22 protein-coding genes are annotated in these 24,393 nt (G+C 48.9%); 20 read left to right on the top strand and 2 right to left on the bottom strand.

What is annotated here, in order from left to right; genetic code table 11:
* Positions 1–331: 331 nt before the first annotated feature.
* The 4 genes from AC3WU2_RS20330 (at position 332) to AC3WU2_RS20315 (ending at position 6,881) form a co-directional block, all read left to right on the top strand.
* Positions 332–4,477 (top strand): S8 family serine peptidase, encoded by a 4,146-nt coding sequence (locus AC3WU2_RS20330; protein ID WP_492456884.1) that lies wholly within the window; start codon positions 332–334, stop codon positions 4,475–4,477.
* 207 nt (positions 4,478–4,684) lie between these two features.
* Entirely contained in the window at positions 4,685–5,458 is a 774-nt protein-coding gene (locus AC3WU2_RS20325; protein ID WP_492456883.1) for an ABC transporter ATP-binding protein, read from the top strand.
* Positions 5,400–6,269, top strand: coding sequence for a sensor histidine kinase (locus AC3WU2_RS20320; RefSeq protein WP_492456882.1), 870 nt, complete (start codon positions 5,400–5,402; stop codon positions 6,267–6,269). The genes AC3WU2_RS20325 and AC3WU2_RS20320 overlap by 59 nt, the downstream gene beginning before the upstream one ends.
* 6 nt (positions 6,270–6,275) lie before the next feature.
* Complete coding sequence (locus AC3WU2_RS20315; RefSeq protein WP_379351271.1) at positions 6,276–6,881, top strand: response regulator transcription factor; 606 nt, start codon at positions 6,276–6,278, stop codon at positions 6,879–6,881.
* Positions 6,882–7,436: 555 nt separating this feature from the next.
* Here the strand turns inward: AC3WU2_RS20315 and AC3WU2_RS20310 are convergent.
* Entirely contained in the window at positions 7,437–8,276 is an 840-nt protein-coding gene (locus tag AC3WU2_RS20310; RefSeq protein WP_492456881.1) for a helix-turn-helix domain-containing protein, read from the bottom strand.
* A gap of 119 nt (positions 8,277–8,395) precedes the next feature.
* Between AC3WU2_RS20310 and AC3WU2_RS20305 the strand changes: the two genes are divergently transcribed.
* The 7 genes from AC3WU2_RS20305 to AC3WU2_RS20275 all read left to right on the top strand — a co-directional run bounded on the left by AC3WU2_RS20305 (position 8,396) and on the right by AC3WU2_RS20275 (position 14,870).
* Complete coding sequence (locus AC3WU2_RS20305) at positions 8,396–9,718, top strand: alpha-L-fucosidase (protein WP_492456880.1); 1,323 nt, start codon at positions 8,396–8,398, stop codon at positions 9,716–9,718.
* 137 nt (positions 9,719–9,855) lie between these two features.
* Positions 9,856–10,317 (top strand): Rrf2 family transcriptional regulator, encoded by a 462-nt coding sequence (locus tag AC3WU2_RS20300; RefSeq protein ID WP_492456879.1) that lies wholly within the window; start codon positions 9,856–9,858, stop codon positions 10,315–10,317.
* Between the two features lie 104 nt (positions 10,318–10,421).
* Positions 10,422–11,066, top strand: coding sequence for a nitroreductase family protein (locus tag AC3WU2_RS20295; RefSeq protein ID WP_492456878.1), 645 nt, complete (start codon positions 10,422–10,424; stop codon positions 11,064–11,066).
* Positions 11,067–11,254: 188 nt separating this feature from the next.
* On the top strand, positions 11,255–12,214 hold the full coding sequence (locus AC3WU2_RS20290) for a metal ABC transporter solute-binding protein, Zn/Mn family (protein ID WP_492456877.1): 960 nt from the start codon (positions 11,255–11,257) through the stop codon (positions 12,212–12,214).
* Between the two features lie 33 nt (positions 12,215–12,247).
* Positions 12,248–13,030 (top strand): metal ABC transporter ATP-binding protein, encoded by a 783-nt coding sequence (locus AC3WU2_RS20285; protein ID WP_492456958.1) that lies wholly within the window; start codon positions 12,248–12,250, stop codon positions 13,028–13,030.
* A gap of 8 nt (positions 13,031–13,038) precedes the next feature.
* On the top strand, positions 13,039–13,992 hold the full coding sequence (locus tag AC3WU2_RS20280; protein WP_492456957.1) for a metal ABC transporter permease: 954 nt from the start codon (positions 13,039–13,041) through the stop codon (positions 13,990–13,992).
* Positions 13,992–14,870, top strand: a complete 879-nt coding sequence (locus tag AC3WU2_RS20275) for a metal ABC transporter permease (RefSeq protein ID WP_492456876.1) — start codon at positions 13,992–13,994, stop codon at positions 14,868–14,870. Before AC3WU2_RS20280 ends, AC3WU2_RS20275 begins: the two co-directional genes overlap by 1 nt.
* Before the next feature lie 130 nt (positions 14,871–15,000).
* Here the strand turns inward: AC3WU2_RS20275 and AC3WU2_RS20270 are convergent, their stop codons facing one another.
* Entirely contained in the window at positions 15,001–15,843 is an 843-nt protein-coding gene (locus AC3WU2_RS20270; protein WP_492456875.1) for a DUF2785 domain-containing protein, read from the bottom strand.
* Between the two features lie 428 nt (positions 15,844–16,271).
* Between AC3WU2_RS20270 and AC3WU2_RS20265 the strand changes: the two genes are divergently transcribed.
* The 9 genes from AC3WU2_RS20265 to AC3WU2_RS20225 all read left to right on the top strand — a co-directional run bounded on the left by AC3WU2_RS20265 (position 16,272) and on the right by AC3WU2_RS20225 (position 24,377).
* Entirely contained in the window at positions 16,272–17,042 is a 771-nt protein-coding gene (locus tag AC3WU2_RS20265) for a DeoR/GlpR family DNA-binding transcription regulator (protein ID WP_492456874.1), read from the top strand.
* 15 nt (positions 17,043–17,057) lie between these two features.
* Complete coding sequence (locus AC3WU2_RS20260) at positions 17,058–18,059, top strand: PHP domain-containing protein (protein ID WP_492456873.1); 1,002 nt, start codon at positions 17,058–17,060, stop codon at positions 18,057–18,059.
* 146 nt (positions 18,060–18,205) lie between these two features.
* A complete protein-coding gene (locus AC3WU2_RS20255; RefSeq protein ID WP_492456872.1) occupies positions 18,206–18,412 on the top strand; it encodes a hypothetical protein in 207 nt (68 codons plus the stop codon).
* Positions 18,413–19,032: 620 nt separating this feature from the next.
* The gene (locus AC3WU2_RS20250) at positions 19,033–19,893 is read left to right on the top strand and encodes a DegV family protein (protein WP_492456871.1); all 861 of its coding nucleotides are present in this window, start codon (positions 19,033–19,035) and stop codon (positions 19,891–19,893) included.
* A 161-nt stretch (positions 19,894–20,054) separates the two neighbouring features.
* Positions 20,055–20,630 (top strand): sigma-70 family RNA polymerase sigma factor, encoded by a 576-nt coding sequence (locus tag AC3WU2_RS20245; RefSeq protein WP_492456870.1) that lies wholly within the window; start codon positions 20,055–20,057, stop codon positions 20,628–20,630.
* Positions 20,620–21,441, top strand: coding sequence for a hypothetical protein (locus tag AC3WU2_RS20240; RefSeq protein ID WP_492456869.1), 822 nt, complete (start codon positions 20,620–20,622; stop codon positions 21,439–21,441). Before AC3WU2_RS20245 ends, AC3WU2_RS20240 begins: the two co-directional genes overlap by 11 nt.
* A 29-nt stretch (positions 21,442–21,470) precedes the next feature.
* On the top strand, positions 21,471–22,310 hold the full coding sequence (locus AC3WU2_RS20235) for a carbohydrate ABC transporter permease (RefSeq protein WP_492456956.1): 840 nt from the start codon (positions 21,471–21,473) through the stop codon (positions 22,308–22,310).
* A 13-nt stretch (positions 22,311–22,323) separates the two neighbouring features.
* Positions 22,324–23,202, top strand: a complete 879-nt coding sequence (locus AC3WU2_RS20230; RefSeq protein ID WP_492456868.1) for a carbohydrate ABC transporter permease — start codon at positions 22,324–22,326, stop codon at positions 23,200–23,202.
* 17 nt (positions 23,203–23,219) lie between these two features.
* Entirely contained in the window at positions 23,220–24,377 is a 1,158-nt protein-coding gene (locus tag AC3WU2_RS20225) for an efflux RND transporter periplasmic adaptor subunit (RefSeq protein ID WP_492456867.1), read from the top strand.
* The last annotated feature ends 16 nt before the right edge of the window (positions 24,378–24,393 follow it).

Here is a 24,393-nt window from a genome sequence, read left to right as displayed (position 1 = left end):
CAGACTCTTGCAGACCCCATAAGTACGGGTGGAATTGGTATTCGTCCAGGTGATGTGAATATATGTAACTTCATTTTATTGTTATAATGTACCTCTTTGCTTAGATATAGAGCAGGGAGGTATTTTATTTTAACTTCTACTCTATCATTTAACCTGGTTAATTAATGTAAAAATTTACAAATAATTATAGAATTTATATTAAACCAGTGGTAGAATCTACATACCATTTATCTACTAATTTTTGAGATAAATTGGTATAAAGGCGGAAAGGAGTTTATTTGTGTTTTTGGTAGTGTGATCAACCGATTCTATTACGAATGGAGAGTTTGTAATGAAGAGAAAACGATTATCTCGTAAACTACCGATGCTTACACTAGCTCTAGGACTGACAATCGGTACCCTTCCTGGACTTGCATCAGCCGAGAACACGGCGAATTCTCAATTACCGAGTCATCAAGTAACCAATAAGTTGGCAGACGCACTCCAGCCGACGTATGTTTCGCCGCAAATCAATACGAGGTCGACGGATAAAGTTCGAGTGATTGTTCAGCTTACCGGGCAACCTGCAGCGGTGGGAAAATATGCGGCAAAGCAAGGGATTAGTTCTCTCGCTTCGACGGCGACAGAGTCAGCGGTGAAGTCTCAACAAGCCGATGTGCTGGATGGAGCATCAGATCAAGGAATCAACTTGCAAGTGAATTATACGTACAATACGGTTCTGAATGGATTTGAAGTGACGATACCGGCCAATGAGATTCCAACACTTGCACAGATCCCTGGCGTGAAATCGATTCAAGAGAATCGGACGTGGTATGCGATGCCAATCGAGACATCCGATACTAACGCTGCGGACCCTGTCTATGATTCCTTTCCGCTAGAACAGATCGGAGCCAATAAAGCATGGGCTAAAGGTCTGACGGGTGCAGGCCTCAAAGTGGGCGTTATCGATACGGGGGTGGACTACACACACCCTGATATCAAACAAGCTTATAAAGGTGGCTATGACTCATTCTATAATGATAATGATCCATATGAAGAAGTTCCATTAACGATTGAAGAAGATGTGGAATATCATAAAGGTTTCCCAGGTACGTCCCATGGTACACATGTATCGGGGACAATTGTAGGTCAATTTGCCAACACGTCGGGAGATGTCGCGCAAAAAGGCGTCGCCTATGGCGCCGAGTTATACGTATACAAAGTACTTGGACGTAATCTGGAACAACCGACAAGAGCATCCGGCTCCTCGGCACAAGTTATTGACGGGATTGAACGTGCCGTCAAGGACGGGATGGACGTCATTAACTTATCGCTTGGCTCCGACGCCGAGAAGGATGTTAATTCGCCAGATGCAATTGCGATCAACAATGCTGTGCTGACGGGGGTCGTAGCGGTTATAGCGAACGGGAATGCCGGGCCGGACTACTTCACGATGGGAGCCCCAGCAACATCGCAGCTTGCGATAGCGGTAGGCGCTGTGACAAGCGGCACGAAAACATTCGCGGGTGAAGTTACACCAAGCATGCATTATCCGGATACTTCGGTTACAAGCGTTACATATATGACATATGGTTATAACGTGATGGCTTGGGAGACAGGGCGAGAAGATTTCGTGAATATTCTTGGAACGTCTCCTCAGGAGGTTGTCTATGCGGGGCTTGGAGCAAAGGCTGATTATGCCGGTAAGGATGTCGCAGGTAAAATCGTACTCGTATCTCGAGGATCATATGCCTTCGTTGATAAAATCAAGGAAGCAAAAGCACAGGGAGCAAAAGCAATTGCGATCTTTAATGGCAGGGCGCTAGCTAGTGCTCCTACCCAGGCCGACTTAAGTGAGAAGATCTCGCCTACCCTTGATACTTATTATGGGGGGAACTTCGGAGACAGTTACGAATTTATTCCGACGTTTGATATGAAAGGTGAACAAGGACGGGCACTTGCTAGAACGATTCTTGAGAACCCTGGAGCTTCGCTTCGTTTTGCAATCGATAAAAAGATTACGACTGGTGCGATTTCTGGTGATAAACTAGCAGATTTCACTTCATGGGGACCAAATGGGGATACGAATATGAGCATCAAGCCTGATATTATGGGGCCTGGTGTGAATGTTCTGTCGACATGGCCTGCATATGGCAAGGGCAAGCCGGAAGTGTCTTATGAGAAGGCATACAATCGGATCAGCGGGACAAGTATGGCAACGCCTCACGTGGCGGGCTTAGCTTTACTATTGAAGCAAGCTCATCCAACCTGGTCGCCTTTTGATATTCGGGCTGCACTTGCCAATACAGCAGAGGTGCTGCCAGGATACGATGTTTATCAGCAAGGCCCGGGTCGTGCTGATGTAGACCGAGCGTTGGTGACGCCTGCACTTCTGCAAGCGCTTGAACCGATTACGATTTTGGACAAAAACTACAAACCGCAGAACGTGATTAATTATAACCCATCGGCGAGCTTTGGCGTGGTGTCTCCGGGATCACAGCCATCAGTAAAGACTCTGCAATTAAAAAATATGAGTTCAGAAGAGATGACGTATACAGCTTCATTAGTATGGAATACCCCTGGCATAGATGTTAAATTGAGTCAGGATGTCATTCAAGTCTCTGCTAATCGTGCATCGCCGTTCCAACTAAAACTAACAGTTGGTAAAGACGTACCAAAAGAGAAATGGTATGGGGGGCAAGTTCGACTTACGAGCTCTGGAGCCCCTGACTTGCATTTGCCATTCGTTGTACGCGTTGGCGATTCCACGCCTGAGACGGGATTCGGTGTCCAAGAGGTTGCTGTATCGAACGCGACCATTTATCCGAACCGCAGCCAGAAATCTGCGCAGCTCTCATTTAGATTAACGACTACTGATGTGAATCTGTTGGAAGCTGAAGTAGTTGATTTGAATGACGTGACGATCGGAGTGTTTGATCGGAGTGTGAAAGATAATTTGAATGATCGGTTCGCAAAGGGTATTTACTCGTTTAATCTTACAAATGAATATTACCCCGTCGATAGCAAAGGAAAATTTGTCCTAGATGCTGCGGGTAAACCGACCAAAGCTTACTTGAAAGACGGCATATATAAAATTGCTGCGGTTGGACAGCAAGTCGACGCAAAAGGAGATGTGATTGAGGACGAGGATAGTAATCGAATCGAGTACATTGGTGTTACGTCCTTCCGGGTCGATAATTCGACGGGAGGCGTAACGACGCCTGATTCTGGCCCAAGTCATGGCTCAAGTACACCTACTCCTGCTCCTGCAACAACCGTAACAGCGGCTGCGGGTGCCATCATTGATCAAGGCTTGAAGCAGGTTGCGGTGAGCTCGAAATCGACGACGGCCGATGGCGTAACGACAGTGACGGTTGCGGACAGCGATCTGAAAAAGGTCGTTGAATCGGCGGGCAGTTCATCCGCAGCATTCATTCTCACCGGATCGGCGAATGCAGGCACAGCGACGAAGGTGATGTTGACGGCGGAACAGATCAAGCAGCTTCAATCGATGCCATCGAAGAGCGTCATTGTCGTCAGTGCAGCAGGATCGGCGATTTCGATCCCTGTCTCCGTGTTTGCCAAAGCGCCAGCAGGCCAAGGATTTGAGTTGGTCGTGAAGCAGGTTGAAGATGCAAAAGCGAAGTTCGCGGCGAAGCTGCCTGGCGCGAAGGTACTGGGTACGCCGGTTGCATTCGAAGCATCTTGGGTAAAAGATTCGACGCGGACAGTGGTTCAAGTGCCGCATGCAACATTTATCAAGCGTTCGTTCTCTATTCCAGGCACAGTGGAACCGAATACGGCAGGAGTATTATTCGAAGAGAACGGCCTAATCACACCGGTTGCATCGGTGTTCACACCGCAAAAAGATGGCACGACGATTGTCACCGTAGCACGTCCAGGCTTCTCGTTATTTGCTACGCTTAGCCGCACGGTGAAATTCGATGATATTGCTTCCTCATGGGCTGCATCCGATATTACAGCGCTCGCAAACAAGTTGATTATCGATGGAACTTCGGAGACGACCTTCGCGCCGAAGAACAACTTAACTCGCGCTGAGTTCACGGCATTGTTGGTTCGCTCGCTTGGCTTGCGGACGAACTCTGCTGCTCCGACCTTCTCCGATGTGAAGGGATCTGAGTGGTATGCCGGCGATATCGCGGCTGCATCGCAAGCCGGATTGATTCAAGGGCTAGGCAATGGACAATTTGCCCCGAATGCGAATGTAACTCGTCAAGAGTTAACGGTAATTTTAGCTCGTGCGTTGAAGTTAACGGGCGTTGAATTAAAAGCATCTAATCCGTCATTCCAAGGCTATTCGGACGATGATCAAATCTCCGATTATGCGAAGGAAAGCGTGAAGGCGTTGTCCTCGGCAGGCATTATTGGCGGAGACGATTCGCAGAAAGGACAGTTCCTTCCGACAACGGCAACGACGCGTGAGACGGTTGCCGCTGCGCTTCATCAATTGCTAACCAAAATGAAGTTTGTAGACTAATAACCATATTGAAAACAGCCTCAATCAGGATTTTTCCTGGTTCGAGGCTGCTTTTACTTTGTGGGGATATTTCTCATGTCATGACTTTCTGACATTTGTCATATGGAATCTCTGACATCGTCCACTAACGAGCATGCTTCGCAATCCACTAGAATAAAGTCATAAGGAACACGCAAGAACAACACTTACGATAAAGGATGATGAACAATGACATATGCAATCGAAGTTAAAGACTTAGTGAAGCAATTCGGTGATTTTCAAGCCGTTGACCATATCGATATGAAATTCGAAACAGGCAAGATTACAGCGCTGCTCGGACCGAACGGAGCAGGTAAGACAACGACGATCTCGATGATTCTCGGACTACTGAAGCCGACCTCCGGAACGATTCAAGTCTTAGGACAACCGGTGGGTACGAAAGCGCTGCGAGAGCGGGTAGGCGCAATGATGCAAGACGTGAAAGCGCCGGATGGGCTTCGCGTCGACGAAGTGCTCCAGTTGTTCCGCAGCTACTACAAGAAGCCGCTCTCCCTCACGCAGCTGCTCGATATTTCAGGGCTTCACGGTGAAGCGAAGCGCCGTGCTTCGTCCCTATCCGGCGGACAGCGCCGCCGACTAGCTTTTGCGCAATGTCTGGCTGGAGACCCGGAGATGATCTTGCTGGATGAACCGACCGTCGGGATGGACATTGAAGCGCGAGGCCGCTTCTGGGATACGATTCGGGCGATGGCTGCACGAGGACGCACGATTATCTTAACGACACATGACCTGGAAGAAGCGGATGCGGTGGCCGACTACATCACGATGATTGCCAAAGGACGAGTCGTAGCGGAAGGAACGCCGGCAGCCTTGAAAGCTCAAACAGCGCTGCGCACGATTTCGTTCCATGTACAGACGATCGTCACGGAGGCCGAAGTTTATTATGATGGTTGCGATTGTGTTCGCTGCCGTAACGGCGTGGGCTTCCATTCCGTATTTTGAGAAAATAGGATCGTTCATGTTGTTCATTCTGATCCCGCCGATATTCGGGGTTTGTAATTTGCCCTTCATTATACGGAATGCGGAGAAGTTCAAGACGATGGCGGAGCGGCTCAAAGCGGCAACCGAGCAGTTGGAACGGATGGCGCAGCAGGAGGAGCGGCAGCGGATTGCCCGTGAGCTGCATGATACGCTAGGACATACGCTGTCGCTGATCTCTCTGAAGGGAGAGCTGACAGAGAAGCTCATTCCCCGTGCGCCGGAGAAAGCGATGGCTGAAGCGCGTGAACTAACGGAAACGGCAAGATCAGCGCTGAAGCAGATGCGGGAGCTTGTGACCGAGATGCGTGTGGTACGTCTGGCAGAGGAATATGCCCATGCCCGGGCTCTGTGCGCCGCGGCGGGGATTGCGCTTACGATCGATGACCGTGTATATGACGTGAAAGTGGACAAGAAGGAGGCTGGAGCTGAGCTTAATTTGCAAACGGCTCGAACGCCGTTGTCTCCTTTGCAAGAGACAATCTTGGCCATGAGCTTCCGCGAGGTGCTCACGAACGTCGTAAGGCATAGCCGTGCGACAGCATGTAAGGCAGAGCTGGAAATTCAAGAGGGCAGCGTCATTCTGCACGTGATCGATAATGGACAAGGCATGGATGAGAAAGAAATCAAATCGGCGAGCGGCAGCGGTATTGCGGGCCTTAGACAGCGACTGATGCTGGTCGACGGACATCTTACGATCCAATCTGCTCCGCATGCCGGGATGCAGATTGGACTACATATTCCGAGAACGATTCGCAGTCATCAAGGAGGTTGATCGAACATGATTCGACTGATATTAGGAGAAGATCAAGGGTTATTGCGCGGGGCGCTCGCGACGCTGTTGTCGCTCGAAGACGATATTGAAGTGGTCGGACAAGCCGAGAATGGGGAAGTTGCGCTTCAATTGATTCATGAGCTGAAGCCGGATGTGGTCATTCTCGATATTGAGATGCCGCTCAAAACAGGACTCGACGTGGCGGAGATTATGAAGCGGGATAACATCCCGGGTCGCGTCATGATTTTGACGACATTTGCTAGACCGGGGTATCTACAGCGCGGCATCGCAGCAGGTATCTCTGGCTACCTGCTCAAAGACACGCCAAGTCATGAGCTCGCGAATGCGATCCGTCAGATTCATCAAGGGAAGCGGGTCATTAGTCCGGAATTATCGCTCGCCGTCTGGGAGGACCCATGTCCATTATCGCCGCGGGAACGTGAAGTATTGAAATATGCGGCACAGGGGATGACGATGCAGGACATCGGCGCTACGCTATTCCTCTCTCATGGGACGGTTCGTAACTATATGTCGGAAGCGATGGGCAAGATTGGTGCCAGCACGCGGATCGAGGCGATCAGTATCGCGCATGAGAAAGGTTGGCTGGATTAGTCATAGTTGAGATTATAGGAACGCAAATTGGATCGACAATAGATCGGATTTTAGAAGGAGGGGCGGCCGAGGGGCGGCTCCTTTTGTTATCAAGAGGTGTCGTAACCGTATAAGGCGATCAAATAACTGCTAAAAGGCAGTTATTTAGCGGTTCTATGGTGAAGGGTGGGCAGATAAGTGTTAAAAAGCAGTTATTGTACACATTGCTGGTGAAAGTTGAGTAAATAACTGCTAAAAAGCAGTTATTTCATAGACGACGCTTATAACAGCGAGCGTTGGATGCAGTTCGCGGTGCATGCCGGTCGCTAACGAACCGTAGGATGCTTATTGCGGCGAAAATCGCGGATTTGTCGCTCTAACGAATCGAGGGCACACTATTGGGCCGAAAAAGGGCTTGAAAACCTCAATTTCGGCGGAATAGCGCTCCCAGGATTCGTTACGCTGCCGAATCGCGACTTTACGTGCGAATAAGCATCGCAGGGTTCGTTAGCCGCCCCACCGAATCTGGGCGACTAGCCCGTGCACGCTAGCTCGCAGCGCGCCCTCTGCCCTCGTTCATGCATTCGTTCGATACTGCGCCCGATAAGCCGAAGGACTGTAACCCGTCTCTTTGCGAAAAATTTTACCGAGATGATTCGAGTCATCCCAGCCCGTAGCCATAGCGATCTCCCCGATCGGCAGCATGGTGGTGGTTAGCAGCCGTTTGGCGTGCTGAATTCGCTTCTGGCGCATATATTTGAGCGGCGGCATGCCGAAGTGCTTCTTGAAATATTTGATGAAATAGTTCGGGTGCAGATGGAAAGACTTCGCGATCTGGTCCACCGTAATTTGCGTATGCAGATGGCGCTCGATGTACTGCTGAATTTGGCTGAGCCGATCGATTTCTTCCAAATGGGTATGTAGAATCTCAACAGGTACTGACTCGAGGAAATAGGCGATGAGCTGCAGTAGGATTGCTTTCTCCTGAAGCCTTGCGGGCAAAGACTGCTGCCTGACCAATATCGTCAACTGCTTGAACCATGACTCGACTTGATCGTAATCTTGTACGCTTAAAATAAACGGAACATCCAGCCACTGGAACAGATCGAACGGACCGACCTTGGCCGTAAAATGAATCCAATATTTGAAATACGTATTCGCATTAATCGCCGCGTAAGATTGCTCAATATGTGCAGGCATCAGACAGAGCTGTCCCGGCTTCGGGTAGAGCTCTTGTTCCCCGATCTGCAGCCAGCCTTCTCCTTCACAAATGAAATACAACTTGTTGTAATTCGGCGTATAATGCATATCCTGCCAGTCGGGCGGACACTTCGTCAATCGTGCTTCGAGCAGGTGAATCTGCAAATTCTGTAGCAGTTCCTCGAAGACGTTATTCATCGTTCCCATGCGGTTCATCACCGTCCCACCTCGAAGTTAGTTTTATACGAAAGGAGGTTATTTTCACACCTGTCCATTATACCATAGCTCTGTTAAGCTGATTGCAACGACGAATAAGAAAAGGTGGGCGAGAACAGATGATTACGACGCAAAATAAGGTGATTCAAGAGCGTACAGAACGTACGAAATGGTTCCTGCAAGATCGGTTCGGCATGTTCATTCACTGGGGGCTGTACGCTATTCCGGCGCGCGGCGAATGGGTGCGCAATGGGGAGCGATTGACGGTAGAGCAGTATCAGCCGTATTTTGACGCGTTCAATCCACAGCGTTACAATCCAGCGGAATGGGCTCGCGCAGCGAAACAAGCTGGGATGAAATATGCTGTACTTACGGCGAAACATCATGACGGATTCTGCTTATTCGACAGTCAGTTGACGGATTATAAATCGACGAACACGCTGTGCGGACGCGATTTGGTGCGTGAGTTCTTGGATGCTTTTCGCGCAGAAGGCATCAAGGTGGGGCTCTATTATTCGATTATCGATTGGCATCATGAGGATTACCCGGCCTACGGCGATCTACATCACCCAATGCGCGATAACAAAGACTATCAACGTGATCCGCAGACGTTCCCGCGGTATCTCGAATATATGCACGGTCAAGTTCGCGAGCTGCTCACAAATTACGGCAAGCTTGACATCATGTGGTTCGATTTCTCCTATGGGGAGATGAGTGGCGAGAAATGGCGTGCGACAGAGCTAATGGAGATGATCCGCAGTATTCAGCCGCATCTAATTATCGATAACCGTCTGGAGGTGAACGATGGGCAGGCATCGATCATGACGAATAACCCATCGGTCTATTCCGGGGATTTCTGCTCACCAGAACAGATCATTCCGACGGAAGGCTTAACAGATAACGAAGGTCGTTCCCTCCCATGGGAAGCATGTATTACGCTGAATAACAACTGGGGTTATGCTGCACATGACCATACGTACAAAACACCGCAGACAGTCATTCGCAAGCTCGTGGAATGTGTTAGTAAGAACGGGAACATGCTGCTGAATGTCGGCCCGAATGCGAATGGAGAGATTCCGATGGAATCGCTTCGTATCTTGGAGGAAGTCGGCGAATGGATGCAATCGAACGGGGAGAGTATTTATGGCTCCGGAAAAGCCGACCTCCCGAAACCAGACTGGGGTCGTTACACGCAGAAGGGCAATACCGTGTATGCGCACATCTATGAGGAGAACATCGGACCGATTCATTTACCAGGCTTGGCGGGGAAAATTAAACAAGCACGCGTGCTCGCTGACGGTTCTGAAGTCTTCTTGTCACTGCCTTGGAATGCTTCCCAATATTCGACAGATGCGTTCATGAATTTCCACAGACCGGAGCATTCGACCTATCCGCTGCCGGATCCGCGCAATACTGTTATTGAACTGAAATTGATCGATTAATTCATAGATAGGGAAGACGGCTCTCGCCCTGGCGAGGGCTGTTTTCATCTGTCGATACGGTCTGCCACGCTTGCCGGAAACTTGCGATTACGATACAATGCAGGGAAGCAGTGACAATCAGCGGAGGGGGAAGGAACATGGAAGCACAGCAGCCATCGAAGAAACAGCCGAAAGCCTGCCCATCGACCTACAAAACGTTCAGCTTGTCATTACAAGCGTTAGTCATTCTTGCGAAGCATTCCAGTACATGTCCAAGCAGCGATATTGCCACTTCTATGCAATCCGAAGCCACGTTGTTGAGACGTATCCTTGCCGTCCTGGCTCGTGAGCATATTATTGAGACGCGTGAGGGACGCGAGGGCGGATATCGCCTAAGCAAATGTCCGGAGCAAATTACGCTCGCTGAAGTCTACAAGGCACTTCAGATTGATGAAGCCCGTTGCACCGGGATGACGGAAGCAACCGGAGAGAATTCATTCGGTATGAAAATGAAATCGGTGATGTTTGATATTACGTCCGAGATTGATCAGAGCGTGCTAACGGTATTGAGCAACTACACGATTGCGGATTTGGTCGAGCGAACATGCGAGCCCGATTGACATCATCGAATCGCAGGTATATACTGTGCAAATAAGAGCACAGATAAACCAGACGCATAACTGTGCAAAATATAACACAGATGAATATTTAGGAGGAGTTAACCATGTCAACGCAAGTCGAACAGCAACAGGATTTTTTCAAGGTTGTCCATGAACGCCATTCCGTACGTTATTATGATCCTGCAGTGAAAATTTCGAAGCAGGAGTTAGAAGAACTCTTGCAGGAAGCTACGCTTGCACCTTCTTCAAGCAATCTTCAGCCGTGGCGTTTTCTCGTTATCGATGATCAGGACCTGAAGGAGAAACTGCTGCCTATCGCCTATAATCAACAACAAGTCGTTGATGCATCGGCCGTCATTGCTGTCTTGGGAGACATGAATTGGTACCAAGAAGGGGAGAAAATCTACTCCAAATCTGTGGAAGCAGGTTACATGAGCGAAGATGTGAAGAAGCAAATGATGTCCACAGTGGAAAATGGATATCACCACATGGATGAAGCGCGCAAGAAGAAAATTGTCCATATCGATGGCGGTCTTATCAGCATGCAATTGATGTTGGTCGCTCGCGCGAAGGGGTACGATACGGTGCCTATGGGCGGATATGATGCTGCGAAATTCAACGAAATGTTCCAGGTTCCTGCGCTTTACGAGAACATTATGCTGATTGCTCTAGGTAAAGCAGCGAAGCCAGGACACCCGACAGTTCGTTTGTCTGTAGATGAAGTAACACATTGGAACAGCATGAAATAAACCATAAAGAAACTTGAGAAAGCAGGGTGCGCCCTGCTTTTTTTGTTTCTAAAGATATTTTTTTAAAATAAATGTTGCATCAAGGAAACTTTTTTGAATATAATTAAAAAATGAGTATAAGGTAAACTTATTTGTGTTAGACAAACAAATATTTATATACTAAAACATTTTGAAGGAGTGGGTTTTCCATGCAAACGAAATTTTCGGTGAAAAAGGCGCCGCTTAGGCGGCTGATCATGATGGTCTTGGTGCTCGGCGCAGCGATTGCGCTATCCGCATGCGGCAGTAATGAAGCCAAGAAAGGCACAGAAGGAAAGCTGAACATTGTGGCAACGATTGGCATGATCGGCGATGTGGCGGAGCAAGTCGGAGGAGACCATGTTACGGTGACCTCGCTGATGGGTCCAGGCGTTGACCCGCATCTGTACAAAGCCTCGCAAGGGGATATGAAGAAGCTGGACGGCGCAGATATCGTGTTTTATAACGGACTGCATCTAGAAGGGAAAATGGTAGACATACTTGAGAAGATGAGCTCGCATAAGACAACGGTGGCTGTCTCGAAGACGATACCGGAAGCAGAGCTTTTATCGGATCCGATAGCACCTGATTCACACGATCCTCATATTTGGTTCAACGTACAGAACTGGATGAAGGCAACGGAGGTCATTCGCGATACGTTGATTGAGGCAGATAGCGTACATGCAGAGGATTATCGCAAGAATGCAGAAGCGTATCTGACGCAGCTGAAAGAGACGGATGATTACGCACGAGAGCAGATTGGGCAGATTCCAGAGGAACGCAGAATCTTGGTGACAGCGCATGATGCGTTCCACTATTTTGGAAAAGCCTATAACATTCAGGTCATGGGCCTGCAAGGAATTAGTACTGCATCGGAGTATGGCAGTAAAGATGTAAGCGATCTGCGCGATTATTTGGTGGAGCATCACATTAAAGCCGTGTTCGTCGAATCGAGTGTGTCGACCAAAGCCATTGAAGCGGTGATCGAAGGTGCCAAGAAGAAAGGGCATACCGTCGAGATTGGCGGCGAGCTTTTCTCGGATGCGATGGGACAGCCCGGCACGAAGGAAGGCACGTACATCGGTATGGTAAGACATAATGTAGATATCATTGTTAAGGCGTTGAAATAGCAATCAGGAATGGTGAGCGGAGGAGGAAGGATGATGAATCAGAGGAATCGAGGAAGCGAAGTATCACCCTTGACGGTAGAGGGGTTGACGGTGGCCTACCAGAAGAAACCCGTGCTTCGGAATGTGTCGTTCGAGGTGCCGGAAGGCAAGTTGATCGGCATTATCGGTCCGAATGGTGCGGGGAAGTCGACGATGATCAAGGCCATCTTAGGATTACTTCCACGTGTTAGCGGAGAGACGCAGATCTACGGTAGACCGTACAAGGAGATGCGGCGCAAGGTGGGCTACGTCCCGCAGCGTGAATCGGTGGATTGGGATTTCCCGACGAATGCGCTAGATGTCGTGATGATGGGACGTTATGGACATTTGGGGTGGTTTAAGCGGCCCGGCGCGAAGGAGCGTGAGATCGCGATGGATTGCCTTCGCAAGGTTGGGATGGCTGACTATGCGCACCGTCAAATCTCCCAGCTCTCTGGTGGGCAGCAGCAGCGGGTGTTCTTAGCCAGGGCGCTTGCACAGAATGCGGATTTATATTTCATGGATGAACCGTTCGTCGGTGTAGATGCGATGACGGAGCGTGCGATTATCACATTATTGAATGAGCTGAAGGCACAAGGGAAGACCGTATTGGTCGTCCATCATGACCTCGCGACGGTCAAAGAATATTTTGACTGGGTTATGCTGCTGAATGTAGAAATGGTCGCTTACGGTCCGACAGAAGATGTATTTACGAAATCGCTGCTGCACCAGACGTATGGTGGGCGGCTGGCTGTATTTGATCATGAAGACGAGGCGATCCTCGTCGAGTCGAGGTGAGTCTAATGATGGAATTTTCTTGGTCCGTTCTTGCGGACCCGAACACACAATGGATTCTCATGGGATGTATGCTGCTTGGACTGATGAGCGGCATGATCGGAAGCTTCGCGTATTTGCGGAAGCAGAGCTTAATAGGTGATACGCTCGCACATGCGGCGCTGCCTGGCATTTGTATTGCTTTTATGCTAACGGGGGTTAAATCGCTGCCACTGTTCTTCATCGGCGCGTTCGTATCGGGGCTGATTGCGACGTATTCCATTACGGTAATTACCCGGTATACGCGGATTAAGGCGGATGCCGCAATGGGTATCGTGCTCTCTGTGTTCTTCGGGATTGGCATTGTGCTGCTCACGCAAATTCAACATTCACCGAATGGGAATCAGAGCGGGTTGGATAAATTCTTGTTCGGTCAGGCCGCTTCGATGATTCACAGCGACGTCTATCTGATGATGGGGGTATCTGCGGTGATCGTAATTGCGTGTACCTTGTTGTTCAAGGAATTTAAGCTGTTAAGCTTCGATCCAGGCTTCGCACGAGGACTGGGCTTTCCGGTAGGGCTGCTCGAGCAGCTGTTAATGTTCTTCCTCGTCATGACGGTCGTTGTAGGCATTCAAGCGGTTGGCGTCGTCTTGGTTGCAGCGCTGCTCATTACACCGGCGGTTGCAGCGAGATATTGGACGGATCGATTAGGCGTCATGGTCGTGCTCAGCGGTGTGTTCGGCGCGATTAGCGGCGTGATCGGTACGCTGATTAGTACGACGACGAGCAACTTGCCGACAGGTCCTCTTAGTGTGCTTGCTGCGACAACGGTATTCGGCTTCTCGATTTTATTCGCCCCAAGACGCGGCGTATGTGCGAAGGTGATTCGCCGTATCCGTGGCAATGAAGCGATTCGGGCTTCGGAACGGATGCGAGAAATGCAGCGGCAGGACGTTCGCCTGCGGAAGGAGGAGTCCCTATAATGGAATTTTGGATTAGCGTGACCGGTGCCTTGGTAGCGACGGCATGCGGAATATTAGGCTGCTTCCTCGTCCTTCGGCGAATGTCCTTGATCGGGGATGCCATTAGCCACTCCGTATTGCCGGGGATTGTGATTGCTTTTATGATGAGCGGGTCACGCGACTCGCTCGCGATGCTGCTAGGGGCTTCGGTTCTTGGACTGGTCACCGTGTTCTTGATTCAGCTGTTCCAGCAGAGCGGCGTGCAGGCCGATGCTTCAATCGGTGTTGTGTTCACTGCCTTGTTCGCCGTTGGTGTAGTGCTCGTCAGTCTGAACGCGAGACAGGTCGATCTGGATTTGGATTGTGTCTTGTTCGGTGAGATTGCTTATGTGCATTGGAATACGATGAGCGTGTTCGGGATTGATGGGGTTCCGAAGGCTGTGTGGATCCTCGGCATTACGCTGCTCGCGATCTTCGTCGTGATCGGACTATTCTACAAGCAGTTCAAGTTGTGCGCATTCGACCCCGCAATGGCGCTCGCTTGTGGCATTCCGGTTGCATTGTTCCACTACTTGCTGATGGGACTGGTATCGATGACAACGGTCGCAAGCTTCGAGAGTGTCGGGGCGATCCTCGTCGTCGGTATGCTGATCGTTCCCGCAGCGACGGCTTATCTGTTGACAGAGCGTCTATCGATGATGATTCTCTATAGTGTGCTCATCGGCATCACCTGTGCAGTACTCGGCTACTATGCTGCCGCTTGGCTGGATGCATCGATTGCGGGGATGATGGTTACGGTAGCAGGGCTGCTGTTCGTGATTGCACTAATTTTCTCGCCAAGCCATGGACTGCTCATGCGGTGGGTGAAGCGTCGTCGATTGGTTGGAGTCGAAGCGTAAAAGGTGATAAAAGTAAAATAGATAGGGAAGAGAAGGGAAGCGAGAGAATGCTCGCGTCCCTTTTTTTGCGGGATAGATTGGTGTGAGAAGATTATTAATTGAATGAATCATTTATCTCGTGAATGATCTGTTATTTCTGGCGAAGTGCCTTTAAGGCAGTGAAAAGCCCCTCATCTTCCTCACGCAGCTGCCCTTTCAATTTGAAACCCAAATACACGCTCCGAACGACATGCTTCAGATTAATGCCCTTGACGTAGCGTACTATGTAATCTTCTTGAGCAAGCTGCTCCGAAGCGGCCTCCACCCATGCACAGAACTGGGCGACGGAGACGTGTTCGTGCGTAATCATCGAACGAAGTGCGACCGCCATACGTTCATCTTCTTCATAGCCGAATACACCATCAGCACGCAGGATGAATTGGTAGAACGCTTGCCAGATTCGCTCACAGACATCGTAGGAAGAGAATCGGTGATAGGCCAGCTCATCGAATGCATCCGACACATGGGACACGCTGTGCGCCCAGCCATATTCTGCGATATAACCTCTTAAATCCTGTTCTTGCTCCGTATAAGTGATGAGGGTGTTTAATACGCGGGTATAGGTGTCTTCGGATAGGAATTTCTCTTGCTGGTCTTGATAGAGGATTGATGCGATGACGAGCGATGAGAAGCTTCGCATCAGCACGCTTGACGTATTCGACTCGCCGATGCGATAGAGCAGCATCTCAGAAGAGAGGGCATGATCGAGCAGGGTCAGGAGCTGATCAGACGTGAATTTGGACGACGTAATCCATTTTGCGATGAGTGAATAAGCGAGATTGTCCCGAAGTTCGGCATCGGTAGCGTGAAAACATTGAAGAACGCGCTTTGATGCATTGAGCAGTTCGTCGCCTTCAGGCATCGGAATGTCCTCGTTAAGTAATTGTTGAAGCCATTCTTTCGTTTCGATGGTACTGCTGGTTGAGCTCGGCATGATGGTGTGTGCTCCTTTTTTGAGATGTATTGACGCAAATTGTTTACGTACAGTAACGGGATATCACAGTGAACCGGACCGTACAGCCGCTATCCAGCGGTTAATTACCCAATTGGAACTTGTTTTGGACACAGATGCCGTTATTCGTTCTTTTACTCCTGTTATCATGTCAAAATCTATTGGATAAGTGCTCATGTGTCCGTTAGATGGTAGAAAGTGGCCATTTGGCAAGAATAGCGCACTTAGGGTCCGATACCCTATACATAAATTATACCATTTTGGTAAATTTGGTAAAAGTTTTTTAAGATTCTCCCCCAAGCATTGACACTAGCCCCCTTTAAAACCTAGAATAAATCATAGTAATACCACATAAAAACAGTACAAACAACCAAAAACAACATATTGATAACGATAAGGATGGAACGATCATGTCACTGACTTTTGAAGAACGGAAGAAAACGATTCTAGATTGGTTGGATAAGGATGAGAAGGTGCAGGTGCTGCCGCTCGCTGAACAGCTTAGTGTAACGACGGAGACGATTCGCCGGGACCTCGACCGCCTGGAGAAGGAAGGTCGCTTGAAGAAGGTCTATGGGGGCGCCGTTAGGACGCGGGAAAATGTGATCGAACCGCCGTTCATGAAGCGTTCACTAATGCAGCCGGACGAGAAAGCGGCGATTGGTGCCTTCGCAGCTTCGCTCGTTCAAGAGGGAGAGACGGTCATGATCGACAACGGGACGACGACGCTTGAAGTGCTCAAGGCGCTTAGGGATCGTGCTGATGTGACGGTCGTGACGCACTCTGTTCCGGTGCTGCTCTACGCCATGGAGATGTTCAAGGGACAGCTGATTTTTGTCGGAGGGCAAATGGATGTGCAGGCACAAGCAGCGACAGGGGCGATGACGGAGAACAGTCTGCAGCAATTTAAGGTACAGAAGGCATTCATCTCCGTCGGCGGCGTATCGCTCAAGGACGGCATTAGCGATTACAACGTGAACGAGGCGAGTATTTCCCGGTGCATGATGGCGCGGGCGGAGGAATCGATCGTCGTGGCGGATCATACGAAGCTGGGTCAGAGTGCTTTTGCCAAAATTGCAGATATCAAGCAGGTGTCGATGCTGGTTACGGACCGCGGCTGTTCAGCCGATTGGGCGAAGCAGTGGAGAGAGACGGGGAACGAAATATTTATCGCAGAATAGAGGGGGAGACGGACAATGAAGGTCGATTTTCACTTTCATTTGGAAGAAGGGCCATACAGCACAGGATGGATCGGGCGGACAGCACGGGCACTTGAGAACGTGCATCAAGATCGAGGGACACTGCAAGCGCCATCGCATTCTCTGGCATGGGTGAACGAATTAACGGAGCTGCTGCGGGAACGGATGAAGACGGGCTGCTTCAGTGATACGTGGCTGGCCTATTATTTTGAAGAGGGCAAAAAACGCGGGATTGAACGGTTCGGTATGGTGGATCATCTGTATCGGTTCACCGAGTTCCGTTCGTATTACGAGAAGCATATGGTACTGGACGATTCGCCGCTCGGACGGATGCAGCAGTATTGGTTGGACCGGGTTTGCGTGACGTCTATTGAACGGTATTTGGATGCTGTACGGCGTGCGAAGGCCGCGGGGTATCCGGTATCGCTCGGCGTTGAAGCGGACTTCTTCCCTGGCGGAGAAGAGGAGCTTGGTGTATTGCTGTCACAATATGAGCTGGACTACGTGATTGGTTCGGTTCACTTCGTGGATGGTTGGGGGTTCGACAACCCCGAGGCGCAAGAGTTGTTCGAGAATTGGGATTTGGTCGAATTGTATGCCAAAGGCTTTGAATACGTGAAAATGGCCGCGCGAAGCGGATTGTTCGACATTATTGCGCATCTGGATAACCTCAAAGTATTCAACTATAGACCGGATGAAAGTCAGTTATTGCCGCTCTATGAAGACGTGGCGAAGACGCTGAAGGAAGCGAACGTAGCGACGGAGATCAACACAGGCTTAGCCTATCGATATCCTGTCAAAGAGGCTTGTCCAAGTCCATCCTTCCTGCAAATTCTGAATAAACACGGGGTGCCGATCACGATGAGCTCGGATTCGCATTTCCCGGATGATATCGGAACTTTGCTCGATGAAGCGATGGATCTGCTCGAAGCAGCAGGGTACACCGAAGTGATCTATGTGCATGAGAAGCAGCGGATTACAGTGCCTCTAAGGGATTAGTGAACCGTGTAAAATGTTGTGACCCCAGTGGAGATCCACTGGGGTTGTTCGTATGTTCCTCTAAGCCGGAAATTTCGGTTCGATTTAAGGTTCAGAAGATAGAATGACGGCATATCACATTCGAACAGTGGGAGGGGTACATATGAATGATCATCATAAGTCCAGACCGAAATCGTTCACTAGACGGCAGTTCCTGGGTTCAAGCGCCCCATGATTCGATTCTCACCACGCAGCTCTATTTTCCGAACGAATTCAGAAACGACGAGGACAGGATCTTCAATGATAAACTCATCATGAATATCAGGGAGAACGTCGACGGCAGCCAATCTGTTTCATTTAATTTTGTTGTGTAGTCAGCGGTATGAGATGGGGATAGAACCCCGTCTTTTTTTATTGTTGAAATTAACTGCGCAAATGCAGTTAATTTGCTCGAAGCGGTTGATTAAGGGGTAATTAACTGCGCAAAAGCAGTTAATTTGTGTGAAGCAGCTGATTAAGGAGTAAATAACTGCGCAAAAGCAGTTAATTTGCGTGAAGCTGCTGATTAAGGAGTAAATAACTGCGCAAAAGCAGTTAATTTGCTCGAAGCAGCGTATTAAGGAGTAAATAACTGCGAAAATGCAGTTAATTTACTCGAAGCAACTGATTATGGGGTAAATAACTGCACAGAAGCAGTTAATTTGCTCGAAGCGGCTGATTAAGGGGTAAATAACTGCGCAAAAGCAGTTAATTTTCGTGAAACGGTTGATTAAGGAGTACATAACTGCGCAGAAGCAGTTAATTTTCGTGAAGCGGCGGGTAGTTTGAGCACCTGTTGTTATTTTTTTGCTGTCCACGTCCAGATAAAGATACTTTACTAGTTGGAAATTGGCGTAAATTATGAATAAGCGTGATATTGCGCAATGTTATATTCGAACTTTTGATATATAATGAGCAATTACAACAAATTTAAATAACAAGAAATGAGACCTTCATGAAAAAGAAAATTGCTTGGATTACAGACAGTACTGCCTATATTCCAGAGGATTTGAAGAATAATCCGGACGTATATGTAATTCCGATAGGGATTGTATTCGGTAACCACGTGTTCGAAGATGGCGTGGAGCTAACTACGGAGGACCTGTATCGACGGATCCGGGAAGAGAAAGAGATCCCCAAGTCATCCCAGCCTCCGGTCGGTAGGTTTACGGAGCTTTTCGAGAAGCTTAGTACAGATTATGACTGCGCAATTGCTATTCATGTATCGGATAAGATAAGTGGAACACTCGCTGGCTGCCAATCGGCCTCGCAGCTTGTTCCATTCGAGGTCGAAGTTGTTGACTCGAAATCGATGTCTTATGCGATTACAACGTTGATCTACAAAGGCATAGCGCTTGCACGGCAAGGGCTAGACAGCAAGGATATTGCGAATCAGTTACGGCTGGAGACATCGAAATCGCAAAATTATATTGTTCTAGGTTGTTTAGATCAGTTCTATAAGGGTGGTCGGATGACGGGAACACAATATTTATTAGGATCGCTTCTGCGGATTAAACCCATCATTCGGGTCAATTCCGAAGGGGTGTTCGAGCTATTTGAGAGAGTCCGTTCAGAGAAGAAGGCATATGGCCGTATGACAGAACTCCTGAAGCAAGCTTTTGATAAATATCACATTCAACAATTGCAAATTATGCATGGGAATGTCCGGGATAAGGCGGAGGCATTCAAGCAAGATATTAAGAAGCATTTTCCAAGCTTGGATATTGTCATCGGAGAGATTAGTTCTGCGATTGCAGTTCATGCGGGTGAAGGGACCTTGGCAATCATTTGGCACAATGAGCCGAAATCTATTTAGGAAAAGAATTAGAGCGAGACTCTTCGTAGACAGTGACGGGGGTCTCGCTTTTTTTTACGATCATTGATAATTTCCCATGATTATCCTTATGATAAAACTGAACCTTTTCGAACGATCGAAGCAATATAGAGGTGTAAGCTTACCGAGGAGGGCCCTTGTTCATGCAAGAAATCGAATTACAGCGATGGATCGAACGTTTGCGGGAAGGTGATCAATCTGCATTCCAGGTCATCTATGAATGGACCTTTCCCGAAATTTATCGTTCGGTCGTGTTCTTAATACCTGACAAACAAGAGATCGAGGATTTGATGAATGAAATATATTTTCAGCTATGGAGGTCGATACCGAGCTATGATTCGAGCCGACCTTTCCGATTCTGGCTGCACGGCATTGTGCTGAAGCAAATTCAGAAGTGGAGGACGCAGCGCTGGAAAAGGTTCCGGATCTTTGAGAAGAAGAGGCTCTTAGAAGTGGAAGAGCACCTATTCTCGGATCGGCCTGTTCTTGCGGCAGAGACACATCAGGAGTTGTTATCGATCGTTCATCAGCTGTCGTACAAACTTCGCATCGTGATCATTCTTCGTTATTATCACGATTATGCATTAGATGAAATCGCTGAACTGCTGGATATTCCGCTTGGTACGGTCAAATCCAGGCATCATTCAGCACTGGGTAAGCTTCGTGAGCTTAGCCCGCATTTTGAACAAGAAAAGGAGCAGAAACTTTATGTCCATTGAACAACAACTGCGCGATAAGCTACAAGATTGTGCGGAAGCAATGGAAGTTCCGTCAGAAATGCAAAAGCGTGTGGAGCGAGCTTCCTACGAGCGCTATCGGAATGAAAAGCATAAGTCTAAATCAGCTTTGAAATTTCGCCTGATTGCAGGGGCGCTTGCGGTTGTCCTGCTCACGCCTGTTGTCATCCATACCGCCCCTGTCGTCGCCGCACAGATACGAGCTCTATTGAATTTATCAGGGACGGAAGACACGCGCAGCTTCGTCACGAAAGATGAGGATTCGGATTATATCACGACCAATTTATATGAAGATGAGGTTGCCGAGAATAAAGCCGCACAAGATGTACTTGCCCGCATTTATCGCGGTTATCCCGAGGCGCGCTCTTTCGAAATTGCTAACGCACAAATTACAGAAGGGACGCGTGGCGGGGAGCCTATCCATGAATTGAACTTGGTTCTTATGGAGAAAGGGAAGACTTTCGCTGATCCACATAAGGAAATTACAACGATGGTCGATATGAAGACTGGAGCGATTCAATTCTTTCAAGCGATCGAATTAGATCCTTCGGCACATACTTCGAATTTGCGGGAGACGGAAGCGATTGAGATTGCGAATGCCTTCTTGGAGCTATTGCAAATGAATATCGAGGGATATCAACCTGAGGTTATTCGGACAAGTTCGAATAACACGCAAGAAACGGATCAATCGATCGTGATCTACAAGCGTCCTCAAGATGAGAAAAAGATGTTCCAAGTTAACCTTCGACAAGGTAGTACGAGTGTCGCGAACATCAGTCAGGAGAAGTCTTGAGGGGTCATCGACTCATCCGTCGTGAAAGTATGGTGGCGTTGACATTCTTGCTGCCAAGTGCCATCGGATTCGCGTTATTCTATATCATTCCGTTCGTGATGGGGCTTGTCTATTCGATGTTGGATCGAACCGTCGGAGGATCGTTTGTAGGGTTGGCGAATTATCAGGAGCTGCTGAGCAGCGGTTCATTTCGCAAAGCGGCATCGAATACCTTCTGGTTCACGGCGGTTAACGTTCCGCTGATGCTTATCGTATCGCTGGTTATCGCCATCCTATTGAATCGTAATCTCTATCTGCGGAACTTCCTTCGGATGGCCTATGTTCTGCCGTTGGTTGTGCCGGTCGCTTCTGTCGTGATGGTATGGCAAGTGATCTTCGATTGGAATGGATCGCTGAATGCTTGGCTGCATGGCTTCGGACTGGATCAAATCGATTGGATGAAATCGACATGGGCTAGAGGCGTCGTATCGGTCTTCTATCTCTGGAAGCATGTCGGCTACAATATCATCCTATTCCTAGCAGGGCTGCAAGGTATTCCGCGAGACTATTATGAGACAGCGAATATCGAAGGGGCAGGCAAGTGGCGCCAATTCTACAACATTACGCTCGTCTATTTGACGCCGACAATGGTCTTCGTTGTGCTGATGTCGATCATGAATACATTCAAAATATTCCGAGAAACATACTTGATCGCAGGGGACTACCCGCATGATAGCATCTATACACTTCAGCATTATATGAACAATATGTTCCTAACGATGGATGTACAGAAGCTGTCTGCGGCCGCGACACTCATGGTGATCTGCATCTTCATGATCGTCGCGATCCTGCTTCAAATCGAGAAGCGATATACACAATTTATGGATTGAACTTGGAGGAAGTATGGAGAAAAAGGGGTTCATTCGGAGCCTCATGGGAACGCTGGTGATGGCGTGCATTGGGTTAATGATGCTCTTTCCTGTTGTGATTACTTTCACAAATTCTCTGATGACAGAGAAAGAGATTCACGGCAATTATGGTCTCGTGGGCACCATGCCGACCCTTGCGCCAGGGGAGTCGCCTTCATTTGTGAATTTGAAGCTCATACCGGATTGGCTGTCTTTTGAGCAATATGGAAAAGTGTTGCTAGAGACGCCGAATTACCTGTTCATGCTGTGGAATTCGGTTGCCATGGTCGTTGTGATCATTGCGGGGCAGACGGTTGTGAGTGCACTGGCTGCGTACGCATTTGCCAAACTCCGTTTTAAGGGAAGAGAGGGTTGGTTCCGAGTCTACTTAATGACCATGCTGATGCCTTTCCAAGTGACCCTGGTTCCGAATTATATCATTGCTAATCAGTTAGGTTTAATGAATACAGCGAGCGCGATCATATTGCCTGGGATTTTCGCGGCATTCGGGGTGTTCATGCTCAGACAATTTATGCTGTCGATTCCCTATGCGCTCATTGAAGCGGCACAGATGGATGGCGCCGGACATTATCGTATTTTCTACCGTGTTATGCTGCCCTTGATGAAGCCGGGGATCGCGGCGCTCGTCGTCTTGCTGTTCGTAGACTATTGGAATATGGTCGAGCAGCCCTTGATTTTCTTGGAGGATGCCTTTAAGCAGCCATTATCGCTCTATCTATCCAGAATTAACAAGGAAGCGCAGGGCATCGGCTTCGCTGCTTCGATGATCTACATGACGCCGATGGTGCTGTTGTTCATGTATGCGGAATCATATTTTATCGAGGGTGTACAAATGTCGGGCATTAAAGGGTGATCGAGAGGAGGAATAAGATGAATACAGGGATGGCAGAAGCGATGGATGCGAGAAAAAAACGAAAAATAGTGTGGATCTCTGGTCTGTTCATCGGCGCGCTCCTTCTTCTTACCCTATCGAGCAATACATTGCTGACGATGAGTCTGCCTAAGGTTCGAACAGAGATAGGGAGACAAGGGTCGCTGACCACCCAGTGGAATGGCACAGCGCGGCTGATGCCCAGACAATTCATGACATTATCCAATCCTGCGGAATGGACGACGAAGGAAGTGCTCGTGAAGTCGGGAGACCGCGTTACAAAAGGACAGACGCTTATTACGTATGACAATCCTGCTGCTGAGCAGGAAATTCAGGATGCTAATGCGAGTCTTGCGCAGCAGCGGTTGTCGATAGAGGATTTGCAAGATGCTTATATTGAAGCGGTGCAGAACAATGATGAAATGCAGATGCGTCGCACGAAGAGGGAACTAGAGCGTGCCCGGTTGATGATGGGTGTGCAGCAGCGAAAAGTGGCGGTGATGCAGTCGGATGCGAGCGGTCACAGACGTATCGTTGCACCGTTTGACGGTGTCGTAATGCAGGTCAATGCGGCTTCGCAGCTGCCCTCAGGGAGCAACGGGCCGGATGTGAATTTAGCGAATATACAGCAAGGCTATCAATTCGAGATTGTTATACCGAATGCCGTGGGGCGGAAGTATCGTACAGGAGATAAGCTCAAAGTTCAAGTAGAGCATCAGGACGCGAACGTACCCGTTGAAGGGACGATTCGTGAAATTCGCAATACAGCGAGTACGAGTGATGGCAGTCCGTCGCAGGGGGAGTCCGGGATGAATGCGACTCCCGATACATCGAATCAACTATTCGTTGTACAAGTAGAGCATCGAGATTTTGAGGCCAACGACTTGGTAAATGTAGATATAACGCAATCGGAAGAGGACGAGGGGACCTTGCTCGTGCCGAACCAAGCGATTCATCGCGAAGGCAAGAGCAGCTACGTGCTTGTTATCGAAGAACGTAGAGGTCCGCTGGGGAATACATTTATCGTTCGTAAAGCCCCAGTCCAATTAGTAGGGACGAATGGTCAGGAGTCCCTCGTACAAGGGGTATATTTGAATGATGCCATCATTGTGGAGAGCAACGAGCCGCTAGCGGAAGGTAATCGCGTAAGAGTCTAGTGCGTTCGCTTATTAT

This window comes from Paenibacillus sp. EB106-05-06-XG162, from assembly GCF_058791655.1.
This window is presented reverse-complemented; position numbering and strand designations above follow the sequence as displayed.